The following is an 11,473-nucleotide window of genomic DNA, read 5'->3' as shown; positions in this document are numbered from 1 at the left end:
GTGAATAGCCAACGACCTGTAAACCTAGACCTAAGGACCATCAAACTCCCCATTACTGGCGTTACGTCATTTCTCCACCGTGTTTCCGGCATCATCCTCTTCCTGGGCCTTGGCATCATGCTTTATGCATTGGGCAAATCCCTGGGTTCCGAGGAAGGTTTCGCCGAGGTGAAGGCATGCTTGACCAGCCCGCTGGCCAAATTCGTTGCGTGGGGCCTGCTGTCCGCCTTGCTGTATCACTTGGTGGCCGGTGTACGCCATCTGATCATGGACATGGGCATCGGTGAGACGCTGGAAGGCGGCAAGCTGGGCTCGAAAATCGTTATCGCCGTATCCGTGGTGATCATCGTTCTGGCGGGAGTTTGGATATGGTAACTAACGTCACGAACCTGTCGCGTTCGGGCCTCTATGACTGGATGGCGCAACGCGTTTCTGCAGTCGTTCTCGCGGCTTATTTCATTTTCCTGATTGGATACCTCGTTGCGAACCCGGGCATGGGCTACGCCCAGTGGCACGCGCTGTTCGCAAACAACGGGATGCGCATCTTCAGTCTGTTGGCTCTGGTTGCTCTGGGCGCTCACGCCTGGGTCGGCATGTGGACCATTTCGACCGACTACCTGACGCCGATGGCGCTGGGCAAGTCCGCGACTGCAGTACGTTTCCTTTTCCAGGCAGTATGCGGCGTTGCAATGTTCGCTTACTTCGTCTGGGGTGTGCAGATTCTCTGGGGTATCTGATTCATGTCTAACATTCCAACTATTTCCTTCGACGCCATCATCATTGGTGGCGGCGGTGCCGGCATGCGTGCCGCATTGCAGCTGGCCCAGGGCGGCCACAAGACTGCGGTGATCACCAAGGTGTTCCCGACTCGTTCGCACACGGTGTCTGCCCAGGGCGGCATCACTTGCGCCATCGCTTCGGCCGACCCGAACGATGACTGGCGCTGGCACATGTACGATACCGTCAAGGGGTCCGACTACATCGGTGACCAGGACGCTATCGAATACATGTGTCAGGAAGGCCCGGCTGCGGTCTTCGAACTGGACCACATGGGTCTGCCGTTCTCCCGTACCGAACAGGGCCGCATCTACCAGCGTCCGTTCGGCGGTCAGTCCAAGGACTACGGCAAGGGCGGCCAGGCTGCACGTACGTGCGCCGCTTCCGACCGTACCGGTCACGCTCTGCTGCACACCCTTTATCAGGGCAACCTGAAAGCCGGCACTACCTTCCTCAACGAATGGTATGCCGTTGACCTGGTGAAGAACCAGGACGGCGCTTTCGTCGGTGTGATCGCCATCTGCATCGAAACCGGCGAAACCACCTACATCCGTGCCAAGGCCACCGTGCTGGCTACCGGCGGTGCCGGTCGTATCTACGCCTCCACCACCAACGCCCTGATCAACACCGGTGACGGCGTGGGCATGGCTCTGCGCGCTGGCGTGCCGGTACAAGACATCGAAATGTGGCAGTTCCACCCGACCGGTATCGCCGGCGCTGGTGTACTGGTTACCGAAGGCTGCCGCGGTGAAGGCGGTTACCTGATCAACAAGCACGGCGAGCGTTTCATGGAGCGTTATGCTCCGAACGCCAAGGACCTTGCAGGTCGTGACGTTGTGGCACGTTCGATGGTTAAAGAGATCATCGCCGGCAACGGCTGTGGCCCGAATGGCGACCACGTGATGCTCAAGCTCGACCACCTGGGCGAGGAAGTGCTGCACAGCCGCCTGCCAGGTATCTGCGAGCTGTCCAAGACCTTCGCTCACGTTGACCCGGTAGTTGCTCCGGTGCCTGTGGTTCCAACCTGCCACTATATGATGGGCGGCGTAGCCACCAACATTCATGGTCAGGCGATCACTCAGGACGCCGAAGGCGTGGACACCATCATCCCTGGCCTGTTTGCGGTCGGCGAAGTGGCGTGCGTATCGGTTCACGGCGCCAACCGCCTGGGCGGCAACTCGCTGCTCGACCTGGTGGTATTCGGTCGCGCTGCCGGCCTGCACCTGGAAAAAGCCCTGACTGACGGTATCGAGTACCGTGATGCCAGCGACACCGACATTGATGTAGCTCTGAACCGCCTGGCCCAGCTCAACGAGCGCACCACCGGTGAAGATGTCGCTACCCTGCGTCGCGAGCTGCAGAACTGCATGCAGAACTACTTCGGTGTATTCCGTACCGGCGAATACATGCAGAAGGGCATCACCCAGTTGGCTGACCTGCGCGAGCGTATCGCCAACGTCAAGATCAACGACAAGTCTCAGGCCTTCAACACCGCACGTATCGAGGCACTGGAACTGCAGAACCTGCTGGAAGTGGCTGAAGCTACTGCCATCGCTGCAGAAGTGCGTAAAGAGTCCCGCGGTGCTCACGCCCGTGAAGACTTCGAAGATCGCGACGACGAAAACTGGCTGTGCCACACCCTGTTCTTCCCGGGTGAGAAACGCGTTGCCAAGCGTGCCGTGAATTTCTCGCCGAAGACTGTTCCGACTTTTGAACCTAAGATTCGGACTTATTAAGGGTGGCTGCCATGTTGAAAGTCAGTGTTTATCGCTACAACCCTGATCAGGACGCTGCGCCGTTCATGCAGGAATTCTCGGTCGATACCGGTGGTAAAGATCTGATGGTGCTGGATGTACTGGCCCTGATCAAAGAGCAGGACGAAGGTTTCTCCTATCGTCGCTCTTGCCGTGAAGGCGTTTGCGGTTCGGATGGCATGAACATCAACGGCAAAAACGGCCTGGCGTGCGTTACGCCGCTGTCCGCTGTCGTAAAAGGTAACAAGCTGGTCATTCGTCCGCTGCCAGGTTTGCCGGTTATCCGTGACCTGGTCGTCGATATGAGCATCTTCTACAAGCAATACGAGAAGGTTAAGCCATTCCTGCAGAACGATACGCCGGCTCCGGCCATCGAACGTCTGCAGTCCCCGGAAGAGCGCGAAAAGCTCGATGGTCTGTACGAGTGCATCCTGTGCGCTTGCTGCTCGACTTCCTGCCCGTCCTTCTGGTGGAACCCGGACAAGTTCCTGGGTCCAGCTGCTCTGCTGCAAGCCTACCGCTTCCTGGCAGACAGCCGCGATACCAAGACTTCCGAGCGACTGGCTTCGCTGGATGACCCATTCAGCGTATTCCGCTGCCGTGGGATCATGAACTGCGTCAACGTTTGTCCGAAGGGCCTGAACCCGACTAAGGCCATCGGTCACATTCGTAACATGCTGCTGCAAAGCGGCGTTTGATTCAGCTGCTGTACCCGTAGACCGCTGTACCGTAGATGCTGCGGCGCAGGCTTCAACCGGCGCCGTAGTTTTAACCTGAGTAGCAGCTCACAAAGCTGCCGCTCTATATTTTGAAGAAATGAGACAAGCAGGGGCATCCGGGCTGGTACCCGGACTATCAGCGTGATCCTAAGTGGCTTGTTTTGGTCGCTGCACTCGGACTTCTGCAAGTTTGCTCGGTGTCTTCGCCGGTGGTGTTCCCCTAACCGAGGGTGACCAAGCATGCAAGAAAGCGTGATGCAGCGCATGTGGAACAGCGCCTACCTATCCGGTAGTAACGCTGCCTATGTGGAAGAGCTCTACGAGCTCTACCTGCACGACCCTAACGCTGTGCCAGAAGAGTGGCGCACTTACTTTCAGAAGTTGCCTACCGAAGGCAGCACTGCCATCGATGTTTCGCACTCGACAATCCGCGATCATTTCGTCTTGCTGGCAAAGAACCAGCGCCGCGCTCAACCGGTATCCGCCGGTAGCGTGAGCAGTGAGCACGAGAAGAAGCAAGTTGAAGTGCTGCGACTGATCCAGGCCTACCGTATGCGGGGCCACCAAGCAGCCCAGCTTGACCCGCTGGGGCTGTGGCAGCGTCCTGCACCTGCAGACCTGTCGATCAATCATTACGGCTTGACCAATGCCGATCTTGATACGACCTTCCGTGCCGGCGACCTGTTCATCGGCAAAGAGGAAGCGAGCCTACGCGAAATTCACGAAGCGTTGCAGCAGACATATTGCCGCACCATCGGCGCTGAATTTACCCATATCGTCGATACCGAGCAGCGCCACTGGTTCCAGCAGCGTCTGGAAAGCGTGCGTGGTCGCCCAACGTACTCCGCCGATATCAAGGGTCACCTGCTTGAGCGCGTAACCGCAGCTGAAGGCCTGGAAAAATACCTGGGTACCAAATACCCGGGTACCAAGCGTTTCGGCCTGGAAGGCGGCGAGAGCCTGATTCCGTTGCTCGACGAGCTGATCCAGCGTTCCGGTTCCTACGGCACCAAGGAAATCGTCATCGGCATGGCCCACCGTGGTCGCCTGAACGTGTTGGTCAACACCTTCGGCAAGAACCCGCGTGAGCTGTTCGACGAGTTCGAAGGCAAGAAGAAGGTCGAGCTGGGTTCCGGTGACGTCAAATACCACCAGGGCTTCTCGTCCAACGTCATGACGGCCGGCGGTGAAGTTCACCTGGCCATGGCGTTCAACCCGTCCCACCTGGAAATCGTTTCCCCGGTGGTCGAAGGTTCGGTGCGTGCTCGTCAGGATCGTCGTAACGACGCCAATGGCGACAAGGTCCTGCCGATTTCCATCCACGGTGATGCTGCATTCGCAGGTCAGGGCGTGGTCATGGAAACCTTCCAGATGTCGCAGACCCGCGGCTTCAAGACTGGCGGCACGATCCACCTGGTGATCAACAACCAGGTTGGCTTCACCATCAGCAACCCGCTGGACTCGCGTTCCACCGAGTACGCTACCGACGTTGCGAAAATGATCCAGGCGCCGATCCTCCATGTGAATGGTGATGATCCGGAAGCCGTATTGTTCGTGACCCAGTTGGCCATCGATTACCGCATGCAGTACAAGCGCGACGTCGTGATCGACCTGGTCTGCTACCGTCGCCGCGGTCACAACGAAGCGGATGAGCCGAGCGGCACCCAGCCGCTGATGTACCAGCAAATCGCCAAGCAGCGCACGACCCGTGAGCTGTACGCCGAACGCCTGATCCAGGCCGGTGTGGTGGATGATGCGCGTGTTCAGGCGAAGATCGATGAATACCGCAACGCGCTGGACAACGGCCTGCATGTTGTAAAAAGCCTGGTCAAAGAGCCGAACAAAGAGCTGTTCGTCGACTGGCGTCCATACCTGGGCCACGCCTGGACTGCACGTCACGACACAACGTTCGATCTCAAGACCCTGCAAGAGCTGTCTGCCAAGCTGCTGGAAATTCCGGAAGGCTTCGTGGTTCAGCGCCAGGTTGCGAAGATCTACGAAGACCGTCAGAAAATGCAAGCCGGCGGCCTGCCGATCAACTGGGGTTATGCCGAAACCATGGCGTACGCGACCCTGGCGTTCGAAGGTCACCCGATTCGCATGACCGGCCAGGACATCGGCCGCGGTACGTTCTCGCACCGCCATGCGGTCTTGCACAACCAGAAAGACGCGGGCACCTACATCCCGTTGCAGCATCTGTACGAAGGCCAGCCACGTTTCGACCTGTACGATTCGTTCCTGTCCGAAGAAGCTGTATTGGCGTTCGAGTATGGTTACTCGACCACCACGCCAAATGCCCTGGTTATCTGGGAAGCCCAGTTCGGCGACTTCGCCAACGGTGCCCAGGTGGTTATCGACCAGTTCATCACCAGTGGCGAGCACAAGTGGGGCCGTCTCTGCGGTCTGACCATGCTGCTGCCGCACGGTTATGAAGGGCAGGGGCCGGAGCACTCCTCGGCTCGTCTGGAGCGTTACCTGCAGCTGTGCGCCGAGCACAACATTCAGGTGTGCGTACCGACGACCCCGGCTCAGATCTATCACCTGCTGCGTCGCCAGGTCATTCGCCCACTGCGCAAGCCGTTGGTAGTCCTGACTCCGAAGTCGCTGTTGCGTCATAAATTGGCCATCTCGACCCTGGAAGATCTGGCGGAAGGTTCGTTCCAGACCGTTATTCCGGAAATCGATGCCCAGGACCCGAAAAAGGTCGGTCGCATCGTACTGGCGAGCGGCAAGGTCTATTACGACCTGCTGGAAAAACGCCGTGCCGAAGGTCGTGACGACATCGCTATCGTGCGTCTTGAGCAGCTGTACCCATTCCCTGAGGACGACTTGATTGAAGTCCTGGCTCCTTATTCCAACCTCAAACACATCGTTTGGTGTCAGGAAGAGCCGATGAACCAGGGTGCCTGGTACTGCAGCCAGCATCACATGCGTCGCATCATCAGCGGTCACAACAAGTCGCTCGTACTCGAGTACGCGGGCCGTGACGCTTCTGCTGCACCTGCTTGTGGTTATGCATCGATGCACGCTGAGCAGCAGGCAAAACTGCTGCAAGATGCCTTTACTGTTTAACGCCTTCGCGCTGACTGAAACCGAATTTTAAGGAACCACAGATAATGGCTATCGAGATCAAAGCCCCCACTTTCCCGGAATCGGTTGCCGATGGCACCGTTGCCACCTGGCACAAACAACCGGGCGATGCTGTCAAGCGTGACGACCTGATCGTCGATATCGAAACTGACAAAGTCGTACTGGAAGTGTTGGCCACTGCTGACGGCGTGCTGGGCGCTATCGTCAAGAACGAAGGCGACACCGTTCTGTCCGACGAAGTCCTGGGCTCCATCGTGGAAGGTGGCGCTGCCGCCGCCGCTCCGGCCGCTGCTGCACCTGCTGCCGCACAGGCCGCTGCTCCTGCCGCTGCTGGCGAAGACGATCCTGTTGCTGCTCCAGCCGCGCGCAAGCTGGCTGAAGAAAACGGCATCAACATCACCTCCGTTGCCGGCACTGGCAAAGGCGGTCGTGTGACCAAGGAAGACGTGGTAGCTGCTGTTGCCGCCAAGAAAGCCGCTCCGGCTGCCGCGCCTGCCAAGGCTGCTGCTCCTGCTGCCGCTGCCCCGGTATTCGCTGCCGGCGATCGCGTCGAGAAGCGCGTACCTATGACCCGTCTGCGGGCCAAGGTTGCCGAGCGTCTGGTTGAAGCTCAATCGAACATGGCGATGCTGACCACTTTCAACGAAGTCGACATGACCGAAGTCATGGCCCTGCGTTCGAAGTACAAGGACCTGTTCGAGAAGTCCCACAACGGCGTACGCCTGGGCTTCATGTCGTTCTTCGTGAAAGCGGCTACCGAAGCGCTGAAGCGTTTCCCGGCAGTCAACGCCTCGATCGATGGCGCGGACATCGTTTACCACGGTTACGCCGACGTCGGTGTTGCCGTGTCCAGCGACCGTGGCCTGGTAGTGCCGGTTCTGCGTAACGCCGAACTGATGAGCCTGGCTGAAATCGAAGGCGGCATCGCCACCTTCGGCAAGAAAGCCCGCGACGGCAAGCTGTCGATGGAAGAGATGACTGGCGGTACCTTCACTATCACCAACGGTGGTACTTTCGGTTCCATGATGTCGACCCCGATCGTCAACCCGCCGCAAGCGGCCATCCTGGGCATGCACAACATTCTGCAGCGTCCTATGGCGATCAACGGTCAGGTCGTTATCCGTCCGATGATGTACCTGGCTCTGTCCTACGATCACCGCCTGATCGATGGTAAAGAAGCTGTGACTTTCCTGGTTACCATCAAAAACCTGCTGGAAGACCCGGCTCGTTTGCTGCTGGATATCTAAAAAGCAGCGGCAAGCTGCAAGTGGCAAGCCTCAAGCTCAAGAGCGGCAGGGCTTCGAACTTGCAGCTTGCGGCTTGTAGCTTGTTGCTAAAAGGGAACCTTTTATGACACAGAAATTTGACGTTGTAGTTATTGGTGCGGGCCCTGGTGGCTACGTAGCCGCGATCAAGGCTGCACAACTGGGCCTGAGCACTGCCTGCATCGAGAAGTACACCGACAAAGAAGGCAAGCTGGCCCTCGGCGGTACTTGCTTGAACGTTGGTTGCATTCCTTCCAAGGCGCTGCTGGACAGTTCCTGGAAATTCCACGAAGCCCAAGACGGTTTCGCGATCCACGGTATCAATCACGCTGGCGTGACCATGGACGTACCGGCGATGGTCGGCCGCAAGGCCAACATCGTCAAAGGCCTGACTTCCGGCGTTGCCACCCTGTTCAAAGCCAATGGCGTGACCTCTATCCAGGGTCACGGCAAGTTGCTGGCTGGCAAGAAAGTCGAAGTGACCAAGCCTGACGGTTCGGTTGAAGTGATCGAAGCCGAGAACGTAATCCTGGCTCCAGGTTCGCGTCCAATCGACATTCCACCGGCTCCAGTCGATCAGAACGTGATCGTAGACTCCACCGGCGCTCTGGAATTCCAAGCGGTACCAAAACGTCTGGGCGTGATCGGCGCTGGCGTCATCGGCCTGGAACTGGGTTCGGTATGGTCGCGCCTGGGTGCCCAGGTGACCGTTCTGGAAGCCCTGGACACCTTCCTGATGGCTGCAGACGCTGCCGTTTCCAAGGAAGCGCTGAAAACCCTGACCAAACAAGGTCTGGACATCAAGCTGGGTGCTCGCGTTACCGGTTCCAAGGTCAATGGCGAAGAAGTCGTAGTGACTTACACCGACGCCAATGGCGAGCAGACCATTACTTTCGACAAGCTGATCGTAGCCGTTGGTCGCCGTCCGGTGACCACCGATCTGCTGGCTGCTGATTGCGGCGTGACCCTCGACGAGCGCGGTTTCGTGCACGTTGATGATCACTGCGCCACCACCGTACCGGGCGTTTACGCCATCGGTGACGTGGTTCGCGGCATGATGCTGGCTCACAAGGCCTCGGAAGAGGGCATCATGGTTGTCGAGCGCATCAAGGGCCACAAGGCTCAGATGAACTATGACCTGATCCCTTCGGTTATTTATACTCACCCGGAAATCGCGTGGGTCGGTAAAACCGAGCAGGCCTTGAAAGCTGAAGGCGTTGAAGTTAACGTCGGCACCTTCCCGTTTGCAGCCAGTGGCCGTGCCATGGCGGCCAACGACACCGGCGGTTTTGTCAAAGTGATCGCCGATGCCAAGACTGATCGCGTATTGGGCGTCCATGTGATTGGCCCAAGCGCTGCGGAACTGGTTCAGCAAGGTGCAATCGGCATGGAATTCGGCACCAGTGCCGAAGACCTGGGCATGATGGTTTTCTCCCATCCGACCCTGTCCGAAGCCCTGCACGAAGCAGCACTGGCAGTGAATGGCGGCGCCATCCACATCGCCAACCGCAAAAAGCGTTAAGACAATAAGAAACCACGGCGGATTGCCCGTCGTGAGCCTTGCGAGCAAGACTCACCGCGGAACATCCGCTGGACTCGACCTCATGGGATCGCTTCAGCGCTGTACCAGAGCCACGGCTCCGGGTTCAGGGCTGGAGATGTCCGGTGAGTAGCGGTCACAGGTGGCGCGGCACTTATCAACAGTGCAGCGCCGAATGCGCAGTACCTAACGAAGACGGTAAAAAGCATGAATCTTCACGAGTATCAGGGTAAGCAGCTGTTCGCTGAGTACGGCCTGCCAGTATCCAAAGGCTACGCGGTAGACACCCCCGAAGCAGCAGCAGAAGCTTGCGACAAGATCGGCGGCACCGAGTGGGTTGTCAAAGCCCAGGTTCACGCAGGCGGTCGCGGTAAAGCGGGCGGCGTTAAGCTGGTTCGCAGCAAAGAAGACGCTAAAGCATTCGCTCAGCAGTGGTTGGGCAAGCGTCTGGTGACTTACCAGACTGACGCCAATGGTCAGCCTGTCACCAAGATCCTGGTTGAATCGTGCACTGATATCGCTAAAGAGCTGTACCTGGGCGCTGTCGTTGACCGTTCGAGCCGTCGCATCGTGTTCATGGCTTCCACCGAAGGTGGCGTGGACATCGAGAAAATCGCTCACGATACCCCTGAGAAAATCCTCAAGGCCACTATCGATCCACTGGTTGGCGCTCAGCCATTCCAGGGTCGCGAGCTGGCATTCCAGCTGGGCCTGGAAGGCAAGCAAGTCACTCAGTTCGCCAAGATTTTCGTAGGCCTGGCCAAGCTGTTCCAGGACCACGATCTGGCTCTGCTGGAAGTGAACCCGCTGGTGATCAAGGCTGACGGCGATCTGCATTGCCTCGATGCCAAGATCAACATCGACGCCAACGCCATGTACCGTCAGCCTAAGCTGAAGACTTTCCACGATCCGTCGCAAGACGATCCGCGCGAAGCGCACGCTGCCAAGTTCGAACTGAACTACGTAGCCCTGGAAGGTAACATCGGTTGCATGGTCAACGGTGCTGGCCTGGCCATGGGTACCATGGACATCGTCAACCTGCATGGCGGCAAACCAGCCAACTTCCTCGACGTAGGTGGTGGCGCTACCAAGGAACGCGTTACCGAAGCGTTCAAGATCATCCTGTCCGACACCAACGTCGCTGCAGTATTGGTCAACATCTTCGGCGGCATCGTTCGTTGCGACATGATTGCCGAAGGCATCATCGGTGCAGTGAAAGAAGTCGGCGTGAAAATCCCGGTTGTTGTTCGCCTTGAAGGTAACAACGCTGAACTGGGCGCTAAAGTACTGGCAGAAAGCGGCTTGAACATTATCGCTGCTACCAGCCTGACCGACGCTGCTCAACAAGTTGTCAAAGCTGCGGAGGGCAAATAATGAGCGTCCTGATCAATAAAGACACCAAAGTTATCTGCCAGGGTATTACCGGTTCGCAAGGTAGTTTCCACACCCAGCAAGCTCTGGAATACGGCACCAAGATGGTTGGTGGTGTAACTCCTGGTAAAGGCGGCACCGAACACCTGGGTCTGCCAGTGTTCAACACCGTGAAAGACGCTGTAGCTGCCACTGGCGCCACCGCCAGCGTGATCTACGTTCCAGCTCCTTTCTGCAAGGACTCCATCCTGGAAGCAGCATTCGGCGGCATCAAGCTGATCGTTTGCATCACCGAAGGCATTCCTACCCTGGACATGCTGGACGCTAAAGTTAAGTGCGACGAGCTGGGCGTAGTCCTGATCGGCCCTAACTGCCCAGGCGTGATCACTCCAGGCGAATGCAAGATCGGCATCATGCCAGGTCACATTCACTTGCCAGGCAAGGTCGGTATCGTTTCCCGTTCCGGCACCCTGACCTACGAAGCTGTGAAGCAGACCACTGACGCCGGTTTCGGTCAGTCGACTTGCGTCGGCATCGGCGGTGACCCGATCCCAGGCTCGAACTTCATCGACATCCTGAAGCTGTTCCAGGAAGACCCGAAGACCGAAGCGATCGTCATGATCGGCGAGATCGGCGGTTCGGCTGAAGAAGAAGCTGCTGCCTACATCAAGGCCAACGTGACCAAGCCGGTTGTTTCCTACATCGCTGGTGTGACTGCCCCTGCGGGCAAGCGCATGGGCCATGCTGGCGCAATCATCTCCGGCGGCAAGGGCACTGCAGACGAGAAGTTTGCTGCCCTGGAAGACGCAGGCGTGAAAACCGTGCGTTCGCTGGCAGACATCGGCAAGGCGCTGTCCGAGCTGACCGGTTGGGCTATCAAGTAAGCCTCGCGCTTAGCTGAAACCCCAATACGACAAAAGCCACCTTCGGGTGGCTTTTGTTGTTTTAGGGGCAGCT

The 11,473-nt window shown here is 58.0% G+C and carries 9 protein-coding genes; all 9 read left to right on the top strand.

Going from position 1 to position 11,473, the window contains the following annotated elements; all coding sequences use genetic code 11:
* The 9 genes from sdhC to sucD all read left to right on the top strand — a co-directional run bounded on the left by sdhC (position 1) and on the right by sucD (position 11,400).
* On the top strand, positions 1 to 375 hold the full coding sequence (sdhC, locus tag CF161_RS24070; RefSeq protein WP_020299230.1) for a succinate dehydrogenase, cytochrome b556 subunit: 375 nt from the start codon (positions 1 to 3) through the stop codon (positions 373 to 375).
* Entirely contained in the window at positions 369 to 737 is a 369-nt protein-coding gene (sdhD, locus tag CF161_RS24065; RefSeq protein WP_020299229.1) for a succinate dehydrogenase, hydrophobic membrane anchor protein, read from the top strand. The genes sdhC and sdhD overlap by 7 nt, the downstream gene beginning before the upstream one ends.
* 3 nt (positions 738 to 740) lie before the next feature.
* Positions 741 to 2,513, top strand: a complete 1,773-nt coding sequence (sdhA, locus tag CF161_RS24060; protein ID WP_020299228.1) for a succinate dehydrogenase flavoprotein subunit — start codon at positions 741 to 743, stop codon at positions 2,511 to 2,513.
* 11 nt (positions 2,514 to 2,524) lie between these two features.
* Positions 2,525 to 3,229, top strand: a complete 705-nt coding sequence (locus CF161_RS24055) for a succinate dehydrogenase iron-sulfur subunit (protein ID WP_020299227.1) — start codon at positions 2,525 to 2,527, stop codon at positions 3,227 to 3,229.
* A 261-nt stretch (positions 3,230 to 3,490) separates the two neighbouring features.
* Entirely contained in the window at positions 3,491 to 6,322 is a 2,832-nt protein-coding gene (locus tag CF161_RS24050; RefSeq protein WP_020299226.1) for a 2-oxoglutarate dehydrogenase E1 component, read from the top strand.
* 44 nt (positions 6,323 to 6,366) lie between these two features.
* Complete coding sequence (odhB, locus tag CF161_RS24045; protein WP_020299225.1) at positions 6,367 to 7,587, top strand: 2-oxoglutarate dehydrogenase complex dihydrolipoyllysine-residue succinyltransferase; 1,221 nt, start codon at positions 6,367 to 6,369, stop codon at positions 7,585 to 7,587.
* 103 nt (positions 7,588 to 7,690) lie between these two features.
* Positions 7,691 to 9,127: a dihydrolipoyl dehydrogenase gene (gene lpdA, locus CF161_RS24040; RefSeq protein ID WP_020299224.1), complete on the top strand. Its 1,437-nt coding sequence runs from the start codon at positions 7,691 to 7,693 to the stop codon at positions 9,125 to 9,127.
* A gap of 225 nt (positions 9,128 to 9,352) precedes the next feature.
* Positions 9,353 to 10,519, top strand: a complete 1,167-nt coding sequence (sucC, locus tag CF161_RS24035) for an ADP-forming succinate--CoA ligase subunit beta (RefSeq protein ID WP_020299223.1) — start codon at positions 9,353 to 9,355, stop codon at positions 10,517 to 10,519.
* Positions 10,519 to 11,400 carry a succinate--CoA ligase subunit alpha gene (sucD, locus tag CF161_RS24030; RefSeq protein WP_020299222.1) on the top strand — a complete coding sequence of 294 codons (882 nt, stop codon included), beginning with the start codon at positions 10,519 to 10,521 and terminating at the stop codon, positions 11,398 to 11,400. The genes sucC and sucD overlap by 1 nt, the downstream gene beginning before the upstream one ends.
* The last annotated feature ends 73 nt before the right edge of the window (positions 11,401 to 11,473 follow it).

Source organism: Pseudomonas sp. CF161, assembly GCF_000416215.1.
In the GTDB taxonomy this organism is placed as follows: domain Bacteria; phylum Pseudomonadota; class Gammaproteobacteria; order Pseudomonadales; family Pseudomonadaceae; genus Aquipseudomonas.
Note: the sequence above shows the minus strand (reverse complement) of the source record. Positions and strands in the feature narration are given on the sequence as shown.

What these genes read in the sequence shown, in the direction of transcription:
- odhB (WP_020299225.1), top strand. Translation starts at nt 6,367, where the DNA reads ATGGCTATCGAGATCAAAGCCCCCACTTTCCCGGAATCGGTTGCCGAT.
- sdhA (WP_020299228.1), top strand. Translation starts at nt 741, where the DNA reads ATGTCTAACATTCCAACTATTTCCTTCGACGCCATCATCATTGGTGGC.
- lpdA (WP_020299224.1), top strand. Translation starts at nt 7,691, where the DNA reads ATGACACAGAAATTTGACGTTGTAGTTATTGGTGCGGGCCCTGGTGGC.
- CF161_RS24055 (WP_020299227.1), top strand. Translation starts at nt 2,525, where the DNA reads ATGTTGAAAGTCAGTGTTTATCGCTACAACCCTGATCAGGACGCTGCG.
- sdhD (WP_020299229.1), top strand. Translation starts at nt 369, where the DNA reads ATGGTAACTAACGTCACGAACCTGTCGCGTTCGGGCCTCTATGACTGG.
- sucC (WP_020299223.1), top strand. Translation starts at nt 9,353, where the DNA reads ATGAATCTTCACGAGTATCAGGGTAAGCAGCTGTTCGCTGAGTACGGC.
- sucD (WP_020299222.1), top strand. Translation starts at nt 10,519, where the DNA reads ATGAGCGTCCTGATCAATAAAGACACCAAAGTTATCTGCCAGGGTATT.
- CF161_RS24050 (WP_020299226.1), top strand. Translation starts at nt 3,491, where the DNA reads ATGCAAGAAAGCGTGATGCAGCGCATGTGGAACAGCGCCTACCTATCC.